The organism is Microbulbifer sp. CNSA002 (genome assembly GCF_047324085.1).
Taxonomy (GTDB): Bacteria; Pseudomonadota; Gammaproteobacteria; order Pseudomonadales; family Cellvibrionaceae; genus Microbulbifer.
This window is the reverse complement of record NZ_CP172449.1, coordinates 104689-127319: the sequence shown is the minus strand read 5'-3', so window position 1 is coordinate 127319 and position 22631 is coordinate 104689. Positions and strand designations below refer to the sequence as shown.

Below are 22631 nucleotides of genomic sequence, written 5' to 3'. Positions count from 1 at the left end.
CGCCACCTCTGCGCCCATTTCTCTTCCCAAAAACTGACTAATATCTGCAACACCTACCAAGGAAAAGTGCAGAGCAGCTTGATGAAGAGAAGCACCATTGGCAAAACCGTAGCGCTAACAGCCCTATTTGGACTCGGTGCAATTTACCTACTCAATGCCTCTTGGCTGGCGACAGCCCAGCAAGGGGAACCGATCCTGATTGCCCATCGCGGCGTCTACCAAACTTACAACCGGGATAATTTGACCCGTGACGAATGCACCGCAGTCCGTATCTATACCCCGGAACACCGCTATCTGGAAAACACTATTCCCTCTATGGAAGCTGCCTTTTCTCATGGCGCGGACATTGTCGAAATCGATGTCCATCCCACCACTGATGGCGACTTCGCGGTATTTCACGACTGGACCATAGACTGCCGCACGGATGGAACAGGTGTCACCCGGGAACAGTCCATAAAGGACTTAAAGAAGCTGGATATTGGTTACGGCTATACCTTTGATGGCGGCAAGACATTTCCCTTTCGTGGCCAGGGGGTGGGTTTACTTCCCACTTTAAAAGAGGTCTTGCTGCACTTTCCCGGCAAGCAGTTTCTGATCAATATTAAGAGTAATGATCCAACAGAAGCAGAGCGATTGGATAACTATCTTCGGCAACACCAATTGCCTATTAATTCCCGGCTTATGGTCTACGGTGGCGATCGCCCAATTAAAAGGATGCGCCAGTTACGGCCAAATGCATTGGCCTTCAGCAAGACAAGCGCCAAACAATGTGCTTTGCAATATGCACTGTTCGGTTGGAGTGGCTACTTTCCCGAGTCTTGCCGAAACAGCATTGTTGTTGCACCCAATACCTGGCGATGGGCTTTGTGGGGTTGGCCCAACCGCTACTCTGAACGAGTAGCCAAAGCCAATAGCTTGGTGATGGCAGTGGACCATAAAAATGGTAAGCGGGGCTTACCCGGTATTTACACACCGGAAGAGCTCAGTTTTCTGCCCGAAGGGTACAGCGGAGCTATTTGGATTGAGAAGATCGAGCTGATTGGCCCATATCTACAAGCAAGACAATAGATAACCTTAGCGTTTTCGACCTTTCTCCAGCCGTGCCAGATGCGCCTGAAGACGCTCTATTTCTTCCAGCAGCTCTATCGCTAATGCAGCGCCGGCAAGATTTACCCCCAGATCTCGCTCCAGGCTGTAAACCCGGCGCACCCGGCGCACACAAATTCCGCTAAAGCGCCACTGCACTTCCCTGCTACGCGGCTCAATAATTCCCTCCTCAACCAAGGCAATAATGCGCTCCGCCGGCACACCACAAGCCCGACACAGTTCACTCAAAGTTAACTCACTCTCTTCATCCAGGAGAACACCGCTAAGCTGCTCAACCTTTTTAGGCATCACAATTATCCTCCCATGGACTGACGCGGATTGAAGTTGAATGCGTCGCCAAACTGACGGTATGCCTCGCGTTCAATATCAGTAGTGGCTGGCGGCGTAACAGTTTGCATCACTATATACATATCCCCCGGCTGCTTTGCCGGGATACCGCGGCCCTTGAGGCGCAGTTTTTTACCATTGGTGCTGTTTGCTGGAATGGTCACTTTAATGGGACCATCGGGAGTGGGTACCTGAACTTTGGCTCCAAGCGTTATCTCCCAGGGAGCCAAAGGCAAATCCAGGTAAACCGTTTTACCTTCTGTATGGAAAAGGGGATGGGGGTTGAAAGCAATTTCCAGGTAGAGATCACCAGGCTTACCTTCTCCAATGCCAGGCTCACCCTGTCCAGCTAAGCGAATCTGTTGCCCTTCAGTGATCCCCTTGGGAATTTTTATATTAAGAGTGCGCTCACGCAGTTGCGGTCGCCCATCTGCACCCAATACCGAGTGCTTTAAGGTTACTTGGCGTGTACCGCCACGATAACTATCTTCGAGGTCTACTGTGATGCGGGCATAGGTATTTTCACCCTGGGCACTATAAGAGCGGCGCTGCCCCTGCCCATAAGCCTGACGAAACCCGCCGCGGCCAAACAAGCTTTCAAAGAAGTCACTAAAAGCTTCAGGATCAGCTTCGGTATATCCACCACCGTGAAACTCAAAACCCTGGTCCCAATTGGGGGGCGGTCGGAAATCCTGGCCAGACTGAAAACCACTGCCGAGCTGATCGTAAGCAGCTCGCTTCTCTGGGTCCTTCAATACTTCATAGGCCTCATTTACTTCCTTAAAGTGTTCTTCGGCGCCCTCCTCTTTACTGACATCCGGATGATATTTACGTGCTAATTTTCGATAGGCACGCTTAATCTGTGCCTGATCCGCACTCCGATCCAGGCTGAGTATTTTGTAATAGTCCTTGTATTCCATGGCTTTAATAAAAGCCAAAGATGGTGCATTTTGCCATGCATAATTTAATTAACTAGCAGAAGAATATGTCAGTGATGAGTGAATCCGCCAACCTAATTTAAGAGTCATTAGGATGCGGAACAAACAGCATTAAGGTGAAGACACTGAGGATAATTATTAAACTTCGATATGGCGCATTTATACTTTAAGTCCAGCAAGCATACCGCAATACATATATTATATTTGACGCCGACATAAAATTCGGCGCCAAATACCACAGGTTAATGACCTGTTTCATACCACATATCAGCACTCACATACTCAATACTGCCATCAACATAGTGAATATATGCTTGGCCTTGATTTGTTGAATAGGCTCTTACTGTCACATTGCATGAAAGGCCTGAACTACAACCTTTTATCCAATTTATTCGATCAATAGACTTGGTTATATTCGTAATAGTCCATTTACCAGAGGTGGAATTTCCAAAACTAAAGTCTATCCCCGTGCAGCTAGAGGTGCCATTGCCAAAAACTTGACCTCCAGACTTTACATTGAGTTGACACACAAGATTAGCAGATAGCGCAGGCAACGAAATAGATGCACCCACTAATAGTAAACTTGCCAGTAATAATTTTTTGATATCCATATACCTAACCTTAAATTTAAATGTCTCTATTATTTTTTTAAGTAAACAACGAATTTGAGGTTATCATTGAACAGTTGCGCTTCCTATACGACTCCAAAAATACGCCATAAAAATAAGCTAACCAGTTATCAAATCAAGACAATTAAATTCCATTAATTCAAAAAAACAATGTAATCAAATTAAATCTGTAATTTTTTCGGATATGATCGATTGAAAATAAATCTGTTTTTACATGAGAGTACAATGGAGCTAATATTCTAGGGAAGCCACGTTAGTCAGCCTCCCTGGAACAGGACATATTGATTAGGCGTTAACGTTCAGCAGAGTAAGGATCTTCCGCATTTAAATAGGCCAAAACATCTGCTTTCTGTTCGGTTGAATTAAGCCACTTGCGAACTTCTTTAGCTTTATCATATAAGTCATCGCCAAATTTACTCCGATACATTTCAGAAAAAGTCTCTTGGGCCTTATTCTCCCTGATCTTTTTCTGCCATTCATGAGTAACTAAAAAGTTAAGTGAGCCAGCAAGTCCTTCAGCTTTTAGTAAATCCCACTCGCCTTTATCTAACCAAACTCCACCGACAACAGTGCTGTAATCAATACGGTGCTCACTACTAGCAATAATTTTTATCTTTTGCATTATGGAGCCAGACACTGGGCACAGGATAGCTCGTTTAGTATCTTCGGCAACTACATCATTCAGATTACTAATGTCTTCTGAAAATTTGTATTCAGGATTTTGTCTTTTCCAGCTTAAGTAATCTTCAATAAGAATCCAGTTACCCTCACAGGAAGAACAGGTATATCCACGAAATAACTCTTCGATAGATCCTGGTTTAAGAACGCCATCTTTACAGCTGGTACAGCGCTTCATATTTTGTACCTTAATAAAAAATAACCCGGATCTATCTATTTAGAACCGGGTTATAAGAATCATTTATTTCTAAAAACAATAGTTAGTTTTGTACTATATAATTTAAAAAATGTACGTTGTTTTAACTATCAATCTCAGTAGTCTTATTGAGGTCGCCAACTCCAGCTTCTTTTAAGAGCGAGTCTACCAGCGGCGCCATAGCTCGGTGTTTTAGAGCACTACCCACCAGAGCCTCAGGCAAGCTTTGTCCTTTGGATTCAGCCTCGCCATCTAAAATGCCGCTGCTTGCTCTACCATCAACACCATTTAAGCCTTCAACAGAGATAATTTTCATTCCCTCAATACTTTCCATCGGCTTAACGCTTTCACGGATAATATTGGGCAGATTTTCGTGCAGACTGAGGACCTTCTTAAGTGCAATCTGGGCCTCATTAAGGCTATTAAAAGCCTCATTCATCAGGCGCTGCCCCTCAGCGTCCACCGCATATTTTTCACGATCAGCTTCGACTTTAATACGAATAGCCTCAGCTTCAGCTGCAGCCTGCAAGCGCAATGCTTCAGCCTTATCCTCTGCAGCTGCTTTCTCTGCATCGGCCATTACCTTAATACCCGTGGCCTGACGCTCCGCTACTTTTTGAGCTTCGATAATTTCAATGCGCTTATCACGCTCAGCAACTTCAACATCCTGAGCCGTGCGAACTTGCTCTTCGGCTTTTACGGCTTCAGCTCGAGCTACGTTGGCCTGTTGGTCCGCAAGAGATTGCTCTTTGGACTTTTCTGCAACAGCAATTGCACGTTCCTGCTTGGCAATTTCCACTGATTTCTCTTTGGAAATACGCTGCTCATCGAGAATACGCTCACCTTCAATCTCTTGCTCTTTCAAGCGTCGCTCTTTCTCGATTTCCAGTAACTTAGTTGCCTGTTCCGCAGCAATTTGAGATTGGCTCACCTCGCGCTGGGCTTCAATTTCAGCCTTGCGTGCGGCGCGCTCCTGCTCTGCTTGTTCACGGGCGATATCCGCCTTCTGAGCAGCTTCACGATTTTCCAGCTCGCGCTGTTGCTCCAAGTGTGCGTAACGTTTTTCCTTATCAATTTCTAACTTTTGGCGTTCAGCTTCGAGGTTTTTCTTCTCGATCTGTACCATAGTTTCCTGCTCGACATCATTGACCTCTTTACGACGCGTCTCAATAGAGCGGGTCATGCTGGCGAGGCCCTCAGCATCAAACACATTATCCTGATTGAAGAATTCTTTATGGGTTTGATCCAAACCGGTCAAAGATACAGCCTCGAGTTCCAATCCATTTTTTAATAGATCTTCGGAAACTACCTGCTGAACTTTTTGTACAAACTGACTGCGCTGCTCATGCAATTCGGCCATTTCCATTTCAGCTGCTACAGAGCGTAACGCATCAACAAATTTACCCTCGATCATTTCTTTTAATGCTTCGGGGTCTAAAGTACGCAGCCCCAAAGTCTGTGCAGCATTGGCTATCGCATCTACATCCGGTTTTACCCGCAGATAAAATTCAGCAAGTACATCAACACGCATACGATCCTTGGTGATCAGCGCTTGATGCTCTTTACGGGAAACCGCCAGGCGCAAAGTATTCATGTTCACAGGAATAATTTCATGTAGAACCGGTAGTACCAATGCACCTCCATTCATTATGACTTTTTGACCACCCATACCAGTACGCACAAATGAGCGTTCTTTTGAGGCTCTTGTATACAGGCGCGCAAAAATAGTTCCAATAACAATTAAGGCCACTAGTACAGCCCCGGCAATAAATACCATAACCGGTAGGTTTCCTATCACTTCTAGATTCTCCATTTAGTTATTCTCCATAAGATGTATACTGCTGGGGCGTGTTACTCGAAAATGTGCTCCCAGCTCTTCAACCAGTAACACCTTATCCCCCTGATTAAATGTTTCACTTTCATCCGGTTCCACCATCACATAATGTGTAGTTCCGTATTCATCACTAAAACGTGCTTCTGCTGGTGAACCGATTTCTGCTTTACCGATCGTAATAATAGCTACACGGCCAATAAAGGAATTTCTCTCAACTGCCTCGGATTCATCACCCACAGCAAAGCGCCGCATAATGTTGCCAACAAAACGTACCTGAGGTAGCGCAAGAAAAAAGACTGCCACAGCAAGTAAACCGCCTGGCAATAAATATCCAACAAGAGACTCTATGAGCATTTGGGCTACTAGGCCGGTGACTCCAAAGCTAACCAGAAAAGTTACTAACAGTATAAGTGCAGGAACTTCACCGAAACGCAACCACCCAAGCATCTTAGTCATCCCGCCAGACAACCCTGTATCTGGCACGTCAACATCAAAATCTGGTAATAAATTATCCAGTAAATCTGAAATACCAACACCAATCAATGTCATGACGCCTTCAAGAAGCGCTATCATAAACATTAAAATCAGCGCACCAGTAAAGATCAGGTTTTGGTCTTGCAATAAAAATATCATCAGCCCCCCGATTTAATCTTGGCTAAACGTTCTTTCACACGATTATTTCGCGCGAACTCCTCAAGCTCTGCTAATTTGCTGGCATCTATCCCAGAGTCAAATGTCGATATAGCTATATTACCTACTGCTCGATTAAATGCATCGGTAGCTTGTTCTACCTGGGCTTTTGGCTTTCTATCCCTGCCATATTCATCGGCAGTAACTCTATTGCTTACCTTTTTATTGGCTGCAATAAATTCTTGTAATTGCTCACGCATTTCACGTTTCTTACCTTGCAGGGCAAGAATATAGGAACCTAGTTCCTTTATTTCTATCTCATTTTCATTGATCGCTTTTTCTAAAATTGGAAGTTGCGCCTCAATATCCATTTGTTTGGCAATGGCGACTTCAGCCAAATCATCACGACCTTCATTTATAGCAATATCAATTTGTTCAGCTAAATGCTTATGACGAGCATTTTCATCGCTTAACGCTCTACTGTTTAGATACTTGGATGCCTCCACCTTCCCTAGCTGATCTCGCACATCTGCAATTGCATCATCCACCTCCCGAATTGCCTGCTCCATCACTGACTCTGGTGCAGTGGCTTCAACCGAGTCCACGACGGCATTGGCGGACACAGAGATTAAACGTGATATGCGCTTTATAAACCCTTCACTCATAACTTATCTCCTGCTCCCAAATAGAAAAATCCACCTTATTATTAGCTACAAACTTCAAATGATCTCGAAACAGTATCCAATCTCTCACTAAAGATACTGTTTATGCTTTCCTGCTATGACGGCAAGACAATTTTTCCGCAAAGTATTACGAGTCTGCAGCAGAGTTTTTATAAGTAGCTCAATAGGATTGGAATCAATAGTAAATTATATCAATGCCGTATTCTCTACGAGCAATTCCAATATCATTCAAATTAGTAAACTGCGATGACTTTTTCCCAAACAACAAGTCATTAATGGAAGGAACGCTTCTACACAGGAAAGTTATGACCGGGCAGATTTTTTTGCTCTGCCGAACCTCTCTCTACAGCAACCAATTTACGCATTTTTTACTTTGTGTGACAGCGCTACTGCAATCGATCGACACCAAGGTAGGCATAGTCATCCGCCGATAAACACGCCGAAATTTACTGGAGTTCATTGAGCATGACGTTCCTTTGCCTCACATGCATATAAATGTACACATACCAATAGAGTAGGTCAATCAATAGAAGGTAAAATGAGTGGATGACAAGTTTTTAAACGTGGGTCGCTTGCTTTTATGCTTTGCTAAAGTAGCAGCTATTAGCGCTGTAAAACTGAACATTGTGGTTGGCATACAATTCAAAAATCAATTACACGCTATAACAGCAGGTAAATAGTAACATAAAATCAACGCCAACTTATGGTTTTGAAAATATGAACGCGCCCAGTTCTAATTCATCCTTTCAGTGCTTGGAAAATCCTATTCTCAATGTCGATAGCTATAAAACTAGTCATTATCTGCAGTACCCCCCAGGAACATCACATATTAGTAGTTATGTAGAGTGTCGTGGTGGAGAATTTACGTCGACGGTATTCTTTGGCTTGCAGGCGTTTATCAAGCAATACCTGAGCACCCCCATCAGTTCTCATCAAATTGATGAAGCTGAAAATATTTTAACCCCCCATGGACTACCATTTAACCGTGATGGATGGAATCATATTTTAAATGACCACAATGGTTTAATGCCCCTTGAAATTGCAGCGATAGAAGAAGGACAAGTCATTCCAGTAACCAATGTTTTAGCTCAGGTTGTAAATACCTGCCCCTCCTGCTTTTGGCTCACCACTTATATTGAAACTGCACTTTTACGGAGCATCTGGTATCCATCAACCGTAGCTACCCAGAGCCGCGAAATAAAGAAAATTATCTCACAGTATTTATTTGAAACAGCGGAAAATCTGGATACGCTGGAATTTCGTTTACATGATTTCGGGGCTCGGGGAGCCAGCAGTCTCGAAACAGCCATGCTGGGAGGCATGGCTCATTTAGTTAATTTTAAGGGGACTGATACGATATCCGGAATATTAGCCGCAAAAAGATTTTACAACGCCGCTGTACCTGGAGCTTCCATTCCCGCCGCTGAACACAGCACAATTATCGCTTGGGGACAGCAGCATGAGGAAGATGCTTACCGTAATATACTTGAGCAATTTTCTGGGGAAGGAAAAACTGTGGCTGTTGTCAGCGATAGCTATGATTTATGGAATGCTATAGAAAATATCTGGGGAAAAAAATTAAAGGATAAAGTTACTCACGGTGGCGGCACATTAGTAATAAGGCCTGACTCCGGCAACCCAGAAGAAATCGTGATAGAAGCAATAGAAAGGTTGATGCGGATATTTGGCTCGCAGAAGAATAAAAAAGGGTATCGATTACTCCCCCCCTTTATTCGGGTTATACAAGGAGACGGTATCACCCGATTTGTAATCCCGAAAATTCTCCAAGCAATGAAAGAAAACAATCAAAGCACAGAAAATCTGACCTTTGGTATGGGAGGAGGATTACTACAAAAAGTTGACCGCGATATGATGGGGTTTGCAATGAAAGCCAGCGCTATCTGTATCAATGGCAGTTGGTACGATATTTTTAAGAATCCGAGAACCGGACCCGAGAAAAGGTCCAAGGGGGGCCGCCTTGCGTTGATTCGCGGTGATGATGGTGCACTTCGAACTATTGTGCAGAGCGACCTAAAATCAGAGGCTAACCTGCTGAGGCCCGTTTACCGCAACGGTATCCTGCTTAAAGATTTTACTTTCGACAAAGTTCGAAGAAATGCTGCTCTTTGAATCCCTTTCCACCCTCACAACGTCTTACCCCTACGAAACTTCACTTTACCGAGCGAGTACTTTACAACTTTAGGTTGGTCCTGTTAGTTGTGCGTATCCAAAGTCTGACCTCCGTGCACATAAGGCCTCCAGCGTCAGTCGTAATAACAATAAGTACCCGCAGAGAGTGCTCATGCTCTCGTGGGGTAAAGGTAGCCAATGGAAAGAAGAAAATTCCTCAAGATCGCCGGCGTCGGCTCCAGTGGTATTTTGTTGCCGCTACAGGGCATTCAGGTCAGCGCCGAGCAGCTGCTCAATGAGGGCATGCACAGCTCCCATAAAAGACACCTGGCTGATGTAGTCCTGAATACCGCGCGCAAAGCCGGGGCCAGTTATACCGATGTGCGTATCGGCCGCTATCTGAACCAGTACGTTATGACCCGCGAAACCAACGTGGAGAATATCGTCAACACAGAATCCCTTGGCGCTGGTATTCGTGTGATCGCCAATGGTACCTGGGGCTTCGCCGCCACCAACGACCTTACAGCGGATGGCGTCGCCCTTGCCGCGCGCCAAGCAGTTGCCGTAGCTAAGGCCAATGCCAAGTACCAAACCGAGCCCGTGCGTTTGGCACCGGTAAAAGGCGTGGGCGAGGTTTCCTGGCAGACACCTATCGAACAAAATGCCCTGCAGGTCCCCATCAGTGAAAAAGTCGATTTCCTGATGGATGTTAACAATGGGGCACTCAAAGCTGGGGCCAGCTATATCCGCTCTTCCCTGTATTTGGTGAATGAGCAAAAGTACTTTGCTTCTAGCGACGGCTCCTATATTGACCAGGATGTCCATCGCCTATGGGCACCTATGCAGGTGACCGCTGTTGATAAACAGAGCGGTGCTTTCAAGACTCGCAACGGTCTCAGTGACCCAGTGGGGAGAGGCTATGAATACCTGGCCGGTCACGACAAAGACAAGATTCGCGGTCAGACCACGCTCTACAAAGCTTCCTATGATATGGCCGAGGATGCAGTGCTTGCAGCCGAGCAGGCCCAAGCCAAGCTATCAGCCAAGTCCATCGATCCGGGCAAGTACGATTTGGTACTGGAACCCTCGCATCTGTGCCTGACCATCCATGAATCTGTGGGTCACCCACTAGAGCTGGACCGCGTGCTGGGTTACGAGGCCAACTACGCGGGAACGTCCTTCGCCACCCTGGATAAGTGGCGCAGCGGTAAATTCCAGTACGGCAGCGATAAGGTCACCCTGTTTGCCGACAAGGTGCAACCGGGCTCCCTCGGAGCCGTCGCCTATGACGACGAGGGGGTAAAAACCAAGCGTTGGGACTTGGTAAAAGACGGCATCCTGGTGAACTACCAGGCTACCCGCGATCAGGTGCATATGATCGACCAAAAGGAATCCCACGGTTGTAGCTATGGCGATAGCTGGTCCAGTGTGCAGTTCCAGCGCATGCCCAATGTCTCCCTGGCTCCGGGCGAGAAGAAGTACTCAGCCAAAGACATGATCCGCGATGTGGAAAAAGGCATTTACATTGTCGGACGCGGCTCTTATTCCATCGACCAGCAGCGCTACAATTTCCAATTCGGCGGGCAGCTGTTCTACGAGATCAAAAACGGCGAGATCGTCGGCCAGGTTGAGGACGTCGCCTACCAGTCCAATACCCAGGAATTCTGGAATTCCTGCTCGGCGATATGCGACAGCAGCGATTACCGCTTGGGCGGAACCTTCTTCGATGGCAAGGGCCAGCCGAGCCAGGTGAGTGCAGTCTCCCACGGCTGTTCCACCACCCGTTTTGACCAAATTAATGTAATCAATACCAAGCGCAAGATTTCCTGAGCGGCGCACAAGAATAAGTAATTGGAGAAAAGGCAATGGCCATTCTGAGTAGAAGTGAAGCGAAGCGTATTCTCGACAAGGTTTTAAAATACAGCCGCGCCGATGAAGCCAGCGCGCAGCTGGCCGGCAGCGAAACCGGCAATATTCGCTACGCGCGCAACAGCGTTTCCACCAGTGGTATCGTCAATGATATCGAGCTGGCCGTAGAAGCCCGTTTCGGCAAGAAATCCGGTGTGGCCACTATCAATGAATTCAGTGATGCCTCACTCGAAAAAGTGATGCGTCGCGCCGAAGAGTTGGCCAAGCTATCTCCGGAAAACCCGGAAGCCATGCCGATGCTGGGACCGCAGAAATATGTCAGCGTAGACGGCTTCGCCAAGTCCACTGCAGATATCACTCCAGACCAGCGCGCCAAGGCTGCGGCAGATTCCATTATTGCAGCCAAGGAAAAGAAAGTGGTTGCCGCAGGTTACCTGGAAGACCAGCGTTCTTTTGCTGCAGTCGCCACCAGTAAAGGCTTGTTCGGCTACCACGCTTCTACCTCTGCCAATTTCACTGTAACTATGCGCACCGAGAATGGCCTGGGTTCTGGTTGGGCCGAAAGTGACGTTACCGATTTCGGTGCAATGAATACCGGCAGCACCTCCTCTGTCGCCATCGACAAAGCGGTCCTGTCCCAGGAAGCCCGTGCCCTGGAACCGGGCAAGTACACCGTGATCCTGGAGCCCAATGCGGTGTCCGGCCTGGTGGGTTACATGATGAGCGGCTTCGATGCGCGCAGTGCCGACGAGGGCCGCAGCTTTATGAGCAAAAAGGGCGGCGGCAACCGTACCGGCGAGAAGATGTTCGACAAGCGAGTAAATTTCTACTCCGACCCCACCAGCCTCGATGTGCCGGCTCAACCCTGGACCGACGGTGATTTTATGCAGCTGGGACGCACCGAATGGGTGAAAGACGGCGTAGTGAAAAACCTGGCGCGCAGCCGCTACTGGGCCGAGCAAAGCAAAGGCGAAGTGGTCCCCGAACCCAACAACCTGATTATGATCGGCGGCGATAAAACCACCGAAGAACTGATCAAAAATACCCGCCGCGGTATTTTGGTATCCCGCACCTGGTATATCCGTATGGTCGATCCGCAGTCCATGCTCCTGACCGGCCTCACCCGCGACGGCACCTTCTATATCGAAAACGGCAAGATCAAATACCCGGTGAAGAACTTCCGCTTCAACGAGAGCCCGGTAATCATGCTCAACAATATCGAAGATATGGGTGTACCCCAGCGAGTGGGTATGTGGGGCATGTCCGCCATGATTCCCGCGTTGAAAGTGCGCGACTTCACCTTCAGCAGCCTTTCCGACGCCGTATAACAGCCAGCACCCATCGAGGATAACGAAATGGAAAGAAGAAAATTTCTCCAGCTCAGCGGTGCCGGCCTGGGTGTTTCCATGTTGCCGCTGTCCGGCAATCTGGTCGCCGAGAGCAAACTGACGCAAAGCGGTGTTGATCTCTCGGTAAAAAAAGAATTTGCCGATGTCGCCCTGAATACCGCCACTAAACTCGGCGCCACTTATGCCGATGTGCGTATTGGTCGCTACCTGAACCAATATGTGATCACCCGCGAGATGAAAGTGCAGGACGTGGTGAACACCGAATCTATCGGCATGGGGATTCGGGTTATTGCCAACGGCACCTGGGGCTTTGCTGCCACCAATGACCTGACAGCCGATGGCGTCGCTCGCGCCACCCGCCAGGCAGTAGCTACCGCCAAGGCCAACTCCAAGTACCAGCAGGAGCCCGTACAGTTGGCTCCGGTAAAAGGCCACGGCGAGGTGAGCTGGCAGACACCCATCCAGAAAAACGCTATGCAGATCCCCCTGGCCGACAAGGTGGACCTGTTAATGGACGTGAACAAGTCCGCTATGGATGCCGGCGCCAGCTATATCAACTCCATGTTGTACCTGGTGAATGAACAAAAGTATTTTGCCTCTACCGACGGCTCCTATATCGACCAGGACGTTCACCGTTTGTGGGCGCCCTTCTCGGTCACCGCAGTGGACAAGAAAACTGGCGGTTTCCGTACCCGCCAGGGCCTCAGCCAGCCGGTAGGACGCGGCTTTGAATACCTGGATGGCCGCGCCGAAGACAAGATCCAAGCACAGACAGTGCTCTACCGCGACTCCTACGATATGGCCGAAGACGCACGCCTGGCGGCGCAACAAGCCAAGGAAAAGCTTACGGCTAAATCGGTCAAACCGGGCAAGTACGACCTGGTGCTGGACCCAAGCCACCTCTGGCTCACCATCCACGAATCCGTCGGCCACCCACTGGAGCTGGACCGCGTGCTCGGCTACGAGGCCAATTTTGCCGGTACCTCTTTCGCCACTATCGATAAATGGCGCAGCGGCAAATTCCAATACGGCAGCGACAAGGTCAACCTGTTTGCCGATAAGGTACAGCCCGGCTCTCTCGGCGCCGTCGGCTACGACGATGAAGGCGTGAAGACCCGCAACTGGGATCTGGTAAAAGACGGTGTGCTGGTGAACTATCAGGCCACCCGCGACCAGGTACATATGCTGGGGCAAAAGGAATCCCACGGCTGCTGCTACGCCGACAGCTGGTCCAGCGTGCAATTCCAGCGCATGTCCAACGTTTCGCTGTTGCCTGGCAAGGAGGAGCTGAGCGTCGACGATATGATCAAGGATGTGGAGAAAGGCATTTATATTGTGGGTGCCGGTTCCTTCTCCATCGATCAGCAGCGCTACAACTTCCAGTTTGGTGGACAACTGTTCTACGAGATTGAAGACGGCAAGATTACCGGCATGGTGGAGGATGTCGCCTACCAGTCCAACACCCAGGAATTCTGGAATGCCTGTTCGCAGGTCTGCGGCAAAGATGATTATCGTCTGGGTGGTTCCTTCTTTGACGGTAAGGGACAGCCGATGCAAACCAGTGCCGTGTCCCACGGTAGTTCCACAGCACGCTTCGACGGTATCAATGTGATCAATACCAAGCGCAAGCTGGGCTAACCACTGATCCACACGGGAGCTGGCCAGCAAACCAGTCAGCTCCCAGTATTGAAAATAAATGGGTAGAAGGAAATAAGGTGCTCCGTTCGAGACCGTATGAGGCATGGATGCCGATTACGAGCGTACAGGGATGTATTTACAGCGTGTCTCGAACGGAGCACTTTCTTTCCTTTGCTCTCAACAATAAAAACCAACGCAGTAACAGAGTTATCCCGTGTCCCTCACCCGCAAGGCTTTTCTCCAGCGCCTGATCCTGGGTAGCTGCGCCGCAGCGCTGCCGCTGGGCACACGCGCACAAAATACCGCACCGGGTAGTGCACAGGAGCACTACGATTTTTATTTCACCCGCTTGATGTACGAATCCGGTGACTGGGATGTGGATCAGCGCATGCCCTCCAACCTGCTCAATTCTCTGGTGGAGTACACCAATCTCAGGGTTGACCCCAAAGAGCACATAGTGCCGCTGGCCGATAAGAAAATGCTGCTGGCGCCCTTCTGCTACCTGGCCGGACACAAGCTGGTGCAATTCACCACGGGAGAGGCAAAGAATTTTCGCGATTACGTCAATCGCGGTGGCTTTATATTTGTCGACGACTGCAACCACGATATCGACGGTCTCTTTGCCAAATCCTTCGAAGCGCAAATGGCCAAGCTGTTTGGCGAAGACTGCCTGCAAAAGCTCCCGGACGATCACGACCTCTACCGCTGTTTCTTTCAATTCGATGAATTGCCGGTAACCAGCTTTGAATTAAATGGCTGGGGTGATGATCTGGTACACGACTACCTGAAAGCCATTGTTGTAAACGGCCGTATCGCCGTGCTTTACAGCAACAAAGATTTCGGCTGCGAATGGGACTACGACTACCGCAACAAACGCTGGCTCGCCATCGATAACACAAAATTTGCGGTGAACATTGTTATTTACGCACTGACGAGCTGATTATGCTGACCACCCTGGAAAATAGTATCGAACAACAACTGCACAGCCTCGACAATCTGCAACAGGAGATTGCGCGAGTGATTGTCGGCCAGAAACCTGTGGTGGAACAGATGCTGATCTGCCTGTTGGCCGGCGGCCACGCCCTACTCGAAGGGGTGCCGGGGCTGGGTAAAACCCTGCTGGTAAAAACCCTCGCCGATGCCAGTGCGCTGGATTTTAAACGGGTACAGTTCACTCCGGATTTAATGCCCGGAGATATTCTCGGCAGTGAGATCCTCGAAGAGGATCACAGCACCGGCAAGCGCTTTTTTAAATTCCAGCAGGGCCCGGTTTTCACCAATATCCTGCTCGCCGATGAAATTAACCGCACACCGCCGAAAACCCAGGCAGCCCTATTGGAGTCCATGCAGGAAGGCTCGGTAACCGTGGGCGGTAAAACACTGAAATTGCCCGATCCTTATTTCGTACTGGCCACACAAAACCCCATCGAGCAGGCCGGCACTTATCCGCTGCCGGAAGCTCAGCTGGACCGCTTCCTGTTAAATATTCATATCGACTATCCCGATGAGCGGGATGAAGTTGAAATCCTGCGCTCCACCACCGGTGCCAGCAGGGTCAAACCCAGCCCCAGCCTGGATGCAGAGCAATTGCGAGAAATGCAGAAACTGGTGCGGGAAATTCATGTAAGCGACGATTTGTACCGCTATGTAGCAGCCCTGGTACGCGCCACCCGTATGGAAACCAGCGGCAGCGATACCCTGCAACAGTGGATCAAGTGGGGCGCCGGTCCCCGCGCGGGGCAGGCTCTGATTCTCGCCGCCAAGGCGCGGGCCCTTTTGCAACGACGCCTCGCCGTCACCCGCGAGGATATCCGCAGCCTGTTACTGCCGGTACTGCGCCACCGGGTGCTGCTCAGCTTCCAGGCCCAGGCCGATGGCGTACAGATGCCACAGCTGATTGACGAATTACTGACGGCGGTGCCGGAACCGGGCCGGGACTGATCAGCGTGGAATATCTGTCCCCCAAAACCCTAGCCAGTTGTCGCGATCTGGTGTGGCTGTCGCGGCATATCGCCGAGGGCGTGATGCTCGGTGTGCAACACAGCCAGCGCCGTGGCACCGGTCTGGAATTTCACCAATACCGAGGCTATCAAGCGGGCGATTCCATTCGCCATATAGACTGGAAACTGTTCGCCCGCAGTGATCGCTACTATGTGCGCGAGACAGAGCAGGAGAGCCGCATGCACGTGTGCTTTGTGCTCGATACCAGCGCTTCCCTGGGCCAGGCAAGCTTTGTCGAGCCCAGCCTGAATAAACTGCATTACGCCAAGTGTTGGATTGCCAGCCTCTGCTGGCTGCTCAACGCCCAGGGAGACAGCTTTTCCCTATTGGCGTTTAACAGCAGCCGGACGGTTTATGTACCCGAAGGCCAGGGTGAGAGCCACCAGCGTCAAATCGCCCTTCAGCTACAACAACTCGACGCCAGCGACCACTGGCCAGATCACACTCAACTGGCGCCGCTGTGGCAATACTTTGAACGCTCCAGTCAGGTGGTGTTACTGAGTGATTTTTTTCAACAGGGCAATGAGATCGACGATTTTGCCGCACGCCTGCATGCCGCCGGCCGCCCCTGCCTACCGCTGCAGTTGTTAATTGAAGCCGAACAGACTTTTCCTTTTGGCGGAGAGCTAAAGCTCCTTAACCCGGAAGCGAACGCCAGTGGACCCATAGCTTTGGAAGTGGACGCCGAACGGCAACGCCAGTCTTACCTGGATGCTTTTGCTCAAGCGCAGAGCGAGTTAAAAGCGCGCTTTGCCACACAGGAGTGTTCACTACAGACCGACCTTATCGAGCAGCCTGTGGAAAAGTCACTGCGACAATTTGTTCAGCTGCACGGCAGGTTGTGCTGAGATGTTGTGGATAAATAACTTATTTCAATCCCCACAGTGGCTATGGCTATTCACAGCCCTGATTATCCCTATCGCCATTCATTTGCTGCGCCGAAGTAATCCACAACAGGTCTCCTTTGCTGCGCTGCAATGGGTACAAAGATATTCACAGAGTCGCGCGCGCCGCCCTATTGTGGATAACAAGTGGTTGCTGCTATTGCGCCTGCTAATCGTCGCCATGCTGGCAAGTTTATTGGCTCAGCCGCTGATTAAACGGGAAATTTATCCCCAAGAGGGCGTGATACTGGTAGACCCCAGAATTGGGGCGGACGAAGCGAATACATTTATCCACAATTCACTGCCGCAGCTTGTCGGGGAAGGTAATAAAGTGCTGTGGTTATCCCCAGAAACGTCTTCCGTAACCTCACCCCCACCACAAAATGTGGACCTGTGGAAAACTCTATCAGCACTATCACGCCGGGCGGATTTGCGCAGGGCTCATATCCTGTTGATAAACAACGGGGTTCCAGCATCCCACCAGGCACTAAGAGTCAGTCCCCATTGGCAGTGGCACGGCCTCAACAAAGCATCCACAGCTCCGAGCCAGGCATTACCGAGTATCGCTTTAATGGGCAAAGCGCCCAGCTGGTGGGCGCCGGTGCTAGAAGACTGGCAAGGCAATATGCCGGGACTATCGGTGCATATTCAGGAACAAGAAGAGACTCCCAATGCCGAGCAGGCAGATTGGTTGATCTACACGGGCCCCGCGCCCCTGCCACAAGCTGTGCTGGAATTTGTTTCAGATGGCGGCCTGTTAATCACCGACAACAGTATCCCCCCTACCGATAATCTCAACTTCGTTGCTGTGGATAACAGCCAGTCAGCTCAAGCGGCCTCAATGGGACGGGGAAGTTGGCTGCGCTACGAAAGTGACTGGTACAGTGAGGCCTTTTATCGCCGCGCAGATTTACCTGAACGCTTATGGCTGCACTGGTCTGGGCAAGACTGGGCTCTGCAACACCAAAATCGTGGCCACTGGTCTGCCAATAAAGTAGTGGCAGGCCTTCCTGTAGAAGACAGCGAGGTAGAAAACCGCCGTATTGAACAACTGCAACCCTGGTTAATAGCCGCCCTACTGTTACTTCTGGCTTTTGAACGCCTAATTGTCCTATCGCGACCCGCAGTCATCATGGCAACCGATAGTAACGGGGAGGCCGACCATGGATAAGCGTGAGTCCACCCTTAACGCTGTGCGCAGGCGCTGGCAACTGACAGCCCTGCGGCCCTATCTCTGGCTTGCCACTGGCCTCAGCCTTCTGGCAGGCTTGGGTATTTTTGTATTCGGCTGGCCACAGTGGCTATTGCTCGCCTGGCTTGGAATTATTGTTGTAGCAATTCTATTGGATCGCAGCTGGCGCCCAAGCCCCGAGAGCCTATGTCGACAGTTGGATGGACAATATCCACAGCTGCAAGACAGCAGCCAGTTGCTTAGCCAACAGAAAACCAACCTAAATCCATTGCAGCAATTACAGCGCACGCGTATCGAAACAGAGCTGCAAAAACTGCTGGAAAGTGGCGACCGGTCGCCTTTCGGTCCAAAAAAACTCCGCAGTACCCTGACAAATGCCTTCGGTGCCTGCCTGGGACTATTGTTATTTGTACTGAGCGATTCTCACTTCACCTGGGATAAAGCTGAGACCACGCAACAAAATACAGCTATTCCCGTTGCCGAAAAACTCGCCATAACGCGGGCGGCAACCCATATCCAGCCGCCCGCCTACACTGGGCTCGCAGCCGACAGCCAATCCCTACAAGTCGATGTGCCGGAGCAGTCTGCGGTCGAGTGGCAACTTGAATTGAATCAGCCGGTGCAAGGGCTGGAAATGCTGGCCGAAGCTGAGCGCTTCATCTTTTCTCCGCTAGGTAATCTACCCAGTAAAAAATGGCAATTACAACGCACTATCGCTAAGGCAGACTTTTACCAGCTTTCAGTGCAATTCGGGGAGAACCAAATACTTTTGCCGGAAATCCATAATATTCGGGTGCATAAAGACAGTGCCCCGGAGTTTACCTTTGAGGCACCCAGCCTGCGCGTCGATACCATTCAAGGGAGCACCCAAGGTATTCCCGTGAAAGTAATAATTAGTGATGATTACCAGGTGAGTTCTGCAGATTTATTGGTCACCCTCGCCAGCGGCACCGGGGAAAATTTACGCTTTCGCGAAGAGCGTATTCCTCTCACCAGTTTGCAATCCACTGCTTTATCAACAAGCCTCTCGGAAGATAAGAAAGCAGCTCGCTACGATTTCCTCCTGCCCATCCACCAGTTTTCCATGGAAGCGGGAGATGAACTCTACTGGTATCTGGAGGCCAGGGATAACCGCGAGCCCAGCGCCAACATTGCCAAGAGCCAACACTTTATCTTGCGCTGGCCGCAAGAAGAGATTTTCGGGCTGAGTGACAGCGAGGGGATGGCGATTAAGATATTACCGGAGTACTTCCGCAGCCAACGCCAGCTGATTATTGACACCGAGGCCCTGCTAGCCGAGCGAGAGCAGCTGCATCCGCAGGCGTTTCGCAAACGCTCCGAGGGTTTAGCCTATGAACAGAATTTGCTGCGCATGCGCTACGGCCGCTTTCTCGGCGAAGAGGATTCGGAAGTGGAGTATTCTAGCGCAGAGAGCGAGGAGCACGATGATAAAGAGGAGTCCGAACACGGCCATAGCCACGATCATACAGAACAAGGTGAGCACCAGGCACATGGCGAAGAAAATGCCACTCCCTTTTCACAGCGAGACTCCCATTTCCAACAGGCAGAGCGCATAGCTGCCTCTGCCGGACACCGGCATGACAGCTCAGAGCATGCCACCCTGTTCGACCCCCAAACCAAGGAGCTACTGCGCAACGCGCTGAATGCCATGTGGAGTTCCTGGCGCGACCTGTCGGTTATAGAGCCCCAAGCCTCCCTGCCCCACCAGCACCGGGCTCTGCGGTTTATCAAGGAAGTACAGCAGGCTTCGCGTATTTACTTACAAAGAGTCGGGTTCGAGGCGCCCCCCATAGACGAAAGCCGCCGGCTTAGCGGTGAACGGGAAGACATAGCGCCAAAAACTGTCGACAGTGCCTTTGAACAAAAACAAAGAGCACAGGTGCTCGCCCTAATGGCCCAGGTAGACTCTGGCGCCGAACTCGATACCGATCTGCTGGTGCAGATAAATGAGCTAGCCACAGAGCAATCATTAGATCTTGGCCTGGAGCTGTCCAAACAGCTGCGTTTATACCAGCAGCGCCACCAGCAACCGAATTGTATTGATTGCACGAACTCCCTGAATCAGCTGCTCTATCAGCTACTGCCAGCACCGGAATCTGCGCCTTCACTGCCTTTGCAAACTGAGGCAGACGGCCATTTCAGCCGTTGGCTGCACCAGCAAGGGGAGAAATCATTGTGATTGATTTCTTGATACCTGGCTTGTGCCTGTTGGCCTGTTTAGCATCACTCGTACTGTTACGCCGCCGTGGCGCCAAGCCGTTCGACTATGGCCTGCAACTGGCGATTTGGCTGAGTGCCTGGATGCTCTGGCAGCAGCCGGCAATCATTCCCGCCGAGCGCAATATCTCTATCGACAGCAAACAGCTGGCGAGCTCAAACCCAATAAATCTCAATGGTGTGGAAAATATCTCCCTCAATGGGGAGTCACTCGGCCGCGACAAACTGCGGGACCTGGCACCAGTGCGCCTGGAGTTATCGAAGATCCAGGAATCTGATAGCCGCTGGGAATTCGACTGGCAGCGGCGAATTACCCTGGGTGATTCTTTAAAGTTAAAGGTTCACAACAACCAGCCACTAACTGAAAACCTACGAATTAGTTTGCTCAATCCCTACGGCCATATTGAAGACAGTCTTGAGCTGAAAGTGGGAGAAGCAATTCAGGCACAACTCACTGCCACTCCAAAACTCGCAGGCCCCCAGCTATACCGAGTACGGACGGAAAGCGAAGCCGGCGAAACCCATACAGATCCTTTACCCATCCTGGTGCGTGAACCGCTCCAACCCAAATTGTTACTGTGGCTGGCACGCCCCTCTTTTGAGACGGCCGCCCTCTCTCGCTGGCTGCGCCAATCCGGTGTAACAGCACAAGTGATGACCCAGTTGGCACCTGAAATTAGTAGAAAAGAAACTCTCAACGGCCTTCCACTTACCGAGTCTGCGGATTTATTCACGAATGAAAGTCCCTTCGATTTAGTGATACTCGACAGCAGTTTGTGGCCACAATTTTCTGCTCTGCAAAAGCGTCAGCTCAACGAACTGGCCACTACAAAGTCACTGTTATGGTTAGTCAGTGACGACAGCTCTGAAGAGTTTCTCCAATACGCTGCTGCCCAATCCATGCCTCTACAAAAGGAAGAAGCCACCCACTTACATTCCGGCTTTGGCTACCAAAAAGCGGACAATCCGGAGATTCCCCCACTGCGTAATCTTGGCTTCAAAGTCACACAGTCCGGCTCCTACGACTTTTTACTGGGCAATGGAGAGCCCCCACTTTTCTGGGGGCGTTCGACTGAGACACAACACCTGGGGTTTATCCTATTTAGTGACAGCCATCGCTGGCTAACCAGTGGCTTTACTACTGAATTCGCCAGCCTGTGGAAGTCCATTATTGATTACCAACTCAAGCATTTGGGTAGTCAGCAGCCAGTAATCCTCTCCAATGAGTTACCGCGTACACAAGAACGCATCACCCTATGCAGCCCACTTTTTTCTGATCAGAGTCCATTCTTATCAGAGTTTCAAGATAGCTCCCGCTCTACCAAAGGAATCGCCGCAAGCAGAAGTTCCCAGGGTCAGTGCTACAGCTTCTGGCCCCAAAATTCAGGTTGGCACCAGCTTTGGACTGAATTGGAAGGGGAGTCGGTACTAGACTTCTATATCTTTGCCAAAGAGGACTGGCCTCTATGGCAGCAGTCCCTGAATGCCAGGGAAACCCAACTAATGGCTGCCGCACGTTTAGGGCCAGAAGCAAATAATCACGCAAACAGGGTTTTGTTGGGGCGCCAATGGCCGGCCCTTATATTGCTGTTACTAGTGTGTATAAGCTGGTGGCGGGAACGCAGGCTTTTGAATAGATCACGACCCTGAGGGCTTCGCCGTAGGTTTATTTCCCGGCTTAGCCTCTTGCTTGGGAAATATCATCTGGTCGGCGGGATACCCCAAAGCTTTGGCCTTCTGTAAAAACTGCTCCAACACATCCTTGGGCATGGTTGGGGTGCGGGACAATATCCACAGATAGGATTTATCGTAGCCAGATACCATCGCGTATTGGTAGTCATCCGATAGGGCAATCACGATATAGGATGAGTAGAAGGGGCCAAGAAAAGAGACTTTCAAATGGCCCACATTTTTCGGGCCGACAAACTCGGCCCTCCCCTCCGCCATTTGCCAGGCATCACGCGCTTTTGAATAGCCGGTATTGATCACCGCGACAGAACCATCATGGTTGAGACTGTAGTCGGCAGTTACCTGGGTCAGGCCGCGCTCGAATGAGTGATCCAATCGAGCAATCTCATACCAGTGACCTAAATATCGCTGTAGCTGGAAGTTTTGGACAGGCTCAACCCCCTCCGGCACCCGTGTACAGGCACCCAGCCAGAACAAGGAAAGCAGTAATACACCCAGTGAAAACAGCTTCATCTAGCCACTCCCAGCAAGCTCCCCTCAAGTCAGAATAGAAGGCAGGGGTTTCACAAGATCAGGATAGTTTCGGGAATCTGTATTTCACCCATAAAAAAACCACCGC

At 50.1% G+C, this 22631-nt stretch carries 20 protein-coding genes; 12 read left to right on the top strand and 8 right to left on the bottom strand.

All coding sequences use genetic code 11. The features are described from left to right. Positions 1-81: 81 nt before the first annotated feature. On the top strand, positions 82-1068 hold the full coding sequence (locus ACG1BZ_RS00595; RefSeq protein WP_413663969.1) for a glycerophosphodiester phosphodiesterase family protein: 987 nt from the start codon (positions 82-84) through the stop codon (positions 1066-1068). A 6-nt stretch (positions 1069-1074) separates the two neighbouring features. On the opposite strand, the gene ACG1BZ_RS00590 is transcribed toward ACG1BZ_RS00595, so the two are convergent. The 7 genes from ACG1BZ_RS00590 to ACG1BZ_RS00560 form a co-directional block, all read right to left on the bottom strand. Then, complete coding sequence (locus ACG1BZ_RS00590; RefSeq protein WP_413665909.1) at positions 1075-1395, bottom strand: chaperone modulator CbpM; 321 nt, start codon at positions 1393-1395, stop codon at positions 1075-1077. Positions 1396-1400: 5 nt separating this feature from the next. Continuing rightward, positions 1401-2354 (bottom strand): DnaJ C-terminal domain-containing protein, encoded by a 954-nt coding sequence (locus ACG1BZ_RS00585; protein ID WP_413663968.1) that lies wholly within the window; start codon positions 2352-2354, stop codon positions 1401-1403. A gap of 260 nt (positions 2355-2614) precedes the next feature. Next, on the bottom strand, positions 2615-2983 hold the full coding sequence (locus ACG1BZ_RS00580; protein WP_282930449.1) for a hypothetical protein: 369 nt from the start codon (positions 2981-2983) through the stop codon (positions 2615-2617). Positions 2984-3293: 310 nt separating this feature from the next. Next, positions 3294-3857 carry a hypothetical protein gene (locus tag ACG1BZ_RS00575; RefSeq protein ID WP_282930450.1) on the bottom strand — a complete coding sequence of 188 codons (564 nt, stop codon included), beginning with the start codon at positions 3855-3857 and terminating at the stop codon, positions 3294-3296. A gap of 121 nt (positions 3858-3978) precedes the next feature. Then, a complete protein-coding gene (locus ACG1BZ_RS00570) occupies positions 3979-5688 on the bottom strand; it encodes a flotillin family protein (protein WP_282930451.1) in 1710 nt (569 codons plus the stop codon). Beyond that, positions 5689-6342 carry a YqiJ family protein gene (locus ACG1BZ_RS00565; protein ID WP_282930452.1) on the bottom strand — a complete coding sequence of 218 codons (654 nt, stop codon included), beginning with the start codon at positions 6340-6342 and terminating at the stop codon, positions 5689-5691. Continuing rightward, positions 6342-7004 carry a PspA/IM30 family protein gene (locus ACG1BZ_RS00560; protein ID WP_282930453.1) on the bottom strand — a complete coding sequence of 221 codons (663 nt, stop codon included), beginning with the start codon at positions 7002-7004 and terminating at the stop codon, positions 6342-6344. The genes ACG1BZ_RS00565 and ACG1BZ_RS00560 overlap by 1 nt, the downstream gene beginning before the upstream one ends. A 560-nt stretch (positions 7005-7564) precedes the next feature. On the opposite strand from ACG1BZ_RS00560, the gene ACG1BZ_RS00555 reads away from it, so the two are divergent. The 11 genes from ACG1BZ_RS00555 to ACG1BZ_RS00505 all read left to right on the top strand — a co-directional run bounded on the left by ACG1BZ_RS00555 (position 7565) and on the right by ACG1BZ_RS00505 (position 21973). Beyond that, the gene (locus ACG1BZ_RS00555) at positions 7565-7702 is read left to right on the top strand and encodes a hypothetical protein (RefSeq protein ID WP_282930454.1); all 138 of its coding nucleotides are present in this window, start codon (positions 7565-7567) and stop codon (positions 7700-7702) included. Between the two features lie 73 nt (positions 7703-7775). Continuing rightward, positions 7776-9152: a nicotinate phosphoribosyltransferase gene (locus ACG1BZ_RS00550; protein ID WP_413663967.1), complete on the top strand. Its 1377-nt coding sequence runs from the start codon at positions 7776-7778 to the stop codon at positions 9150-9152. Positions 9153-9350: 198 nt separating this feature from the next. Next, positions 9351-10982, top strand: a complete 1632-nt coding sequence (locus ACG1BZ_RS00545) for a TldD/PmbA family protein (RefSeq protein WP_413663966.1) — start codon at positions 9351-9353, stop codon at positions 10980-10982. A gap of 35 nt (positions 10983-11017) precedes the next feature. Beyond that, entirely contained in the window at positions 11018-12349 is a 1332-nt protein-coding gene (locus ACG1BZ_RS00540) for a TldD/PmbA family protein (protein WP_413663965.1), read from the top strand. Positions 12350-12376: 27 nt separating this feature from the next. After that, positions 12377-14008 carry a TldD/PmbA family protein gene (locus ACG1BZ_RS00535; protein ID WP_282930458.1) on the top strand — a complete coding sequence of 544 codons (1632 nt, stop codon included), beginning with the start codon at positions 12377-12379 and terminating at the stop codon, positions 14006-14008. 214 nt (positions 14009-14222) lie between these two features. Beyond that, a complete protein-coding gene (locus ACG1BZ_RS00530) occupies positions 14223-14948 on the top strand; it encodes a DUF4159 domain-containing protein (RefSeq protein ID WP_413663964.1) in 726 nt (241 codons plus the stop codon). 2 nt (positions 14949-14950) lie between these two features. After that, entirely contained in the window at positions 14951-15949 is a 999-nt protein-coding gene (locus ACG1BZ_RS00525) for an AAA family ATPase (RefSeq protein ID WP_413663963.1), read from the top strand. A 5-nt stretch (positions 15950-15954) separates the two neighbouring features. Further along, positions 15955-16857 (top strand): DUF58 domain-containing protein, encoded by a 903-nt coding sequence (locus ACG1BZ_RS00520; protein WP_413663962.1) that lies wholly within the window; start codon positions 15955-15957, stop codon positions 16855-16857. A 1-nt stretch (position 16858) separates the two neighbouring features. Next, positions 16859-18064 carry a BatA domain-containing protein gene (locus tag ACG1BZ_RS00515; RefSeq protein WP_413663961.1) on the top strand — a complete coding sequence of 402 codons (1206 nt, stop codon included), beginning with the start codon at positions 16859-16861 and terminating at the stop codon, positions 18062-18064. Next, complete coding sequence (locus ACG1BZ_RS00510) at positions 18057-20285, top strand: hypothetical protein (RefSeq protein WP_413663960.1); 2229 nt, start codon at positions 18057-18059, stop codon at positions 20283-20285. Before ACG1BZ_RS00515 ends, ACG1BZ_RS00510 begins: the two co-directional genes overlap by 8 nt. After that, a complete protein-coding gene (locus ACG1BZ_RS00505; protein WP_413663959.1) occupies positions 20282-21973 on the top strand; it encodes a hypothetical protein in 1692 nt (563 codons plus the stop codon). The genes ACG1BZ_RS00510 and ACG1BZ_RS00505 overlap by 4 nt, the downstream gene beginning before the upstream one ends. Here the strand turns inward: ACG1BZ_RS00505 and ACG1BZ_RS00500 are convergent. After that, positions 21962-22525, bottom strand: coding sequence for a lipocalin family protein (locus ACG1BZ_RS00500; protein ID WP_413663958.1), 564 nt, complete (start codon positions 22523-22525; stop codon positions 21962-21964). The genes ACG1BZ_RS00505 and ACG1BZ_RS00500 overlap by 12 nt on opposite strands. Positions 22526-22631: the final 106 nt, after the last annotated feature.

Bases quoted from the DNA above. Each gene is read 5' to 3' on its own strand.
- ACG1BZ_RS00595 (WP_413663969.1), top strand. From the start codon at position 82: ATGAAGAGAAGCACCATTGGCAAAACCGTAGCGCTAACAGCCCTATTT.
- ACG1BZ_RS00590 (WP_413665909.1), bottom strand. From the start codon at position 1,395: ATGCCTAAAAAGGTTGAGCAGCTTAGCGGTGTTCTCCTGGATGAAGAG.
- ACG1BZ_RS00585 (WP_413663968.1), bottom strand. From the start codon at position 2,354: ATGGAATACAAGGACTATTACAAAATACTCAGCCTGGATCGGAGTGCG.
- ACG1BZ_RS00580 (WP_282930449.1), bottom strand. From the start codon at position 2,983: ATGGATATCAAAAAATTATTACTGGCAAGTTTACTATTAGTGGGTGCA.
- ACG1BZ_RS00575 (WP_282930450.1), bottom strand. From the start codon at position 3,857: ATGAAGCGCTGTACCAGCTGTAAAGATGGCGTTCTTAAACCAGGATCT.
- ACG1BZ_RS00570 (WP_282930451.1), bottom strand. From the start codon at position 5,688: ATGGAGAATCTAGAAGTGATAGGAAACCTACCGGTTATGGTATTTATT.
- ACG1BZ_RS00565 (WP_282930452.1), bottom strand. From the start codon at position 6,342: ATGATATTTTTATTGCAAGACCAAAACCTGATCTTTACTGGTGCGCTG.
- ACG1BZ_RS00560 (WP_282930453.1), bottom strand. From the start codon at position 7,004: ATGAGTGAAGGGTTTATAAAGCGCATATCACGTTTAATCTCTGTGTCC.
- ACG1BZ_RS00545 (WP_413663966.1), top strand. From the start codon at position 9,351: ATGGAAAGAAGAAAATTCCTCAAGATCGCCGGCGTCGGCTCCAGTGGT.
- ACG1BZ_RS00540 (WP_413663965.1), top strand. From the start codon at position 11,018: ATGGCCATTCTGAGTAGAAGTGAAGCGAAGCGTATTCTCGACAAGGTT.
- ACG1BZ_RS00535 (WP_282930458.1), top strand. From the start codon at position 12,377: ATGGAAAGAAGAAAATTTCTCCAGCTCAGCGGTGCCGGCCTGGGTGTT.
- ACG1BZ_RS00525 (WP_413663963.1), top strand. From the start codon at position 14,951: ATGCTGACCACCCTGGAAAATAGTATCGAACAACAACTGCACAGCCTC.
- ACG1BZ_RS00515 (WP_413663961.1), top strand. From the start codon at position 16,859: ATGTTGTGGATAAATAACTTATTTCAATCCCCACAGTGGCTATGGCTA.
- ACG1BZ_RS00510 (WP_413663960.1), top strand. From the start codon at position 18,057: ATGGATAAGCGTGAGTCCACCCTTAACGCTGTGCGCAGGCGCTGGCAA.
- ACG1BZ_RS00500 (WP_413663958.1), bottom strand. From the start codon at position 22,525: ATGAAGCTGTTTTCACTGGGTGTATTACTGCTTTCCTTGTTCTGGCTG.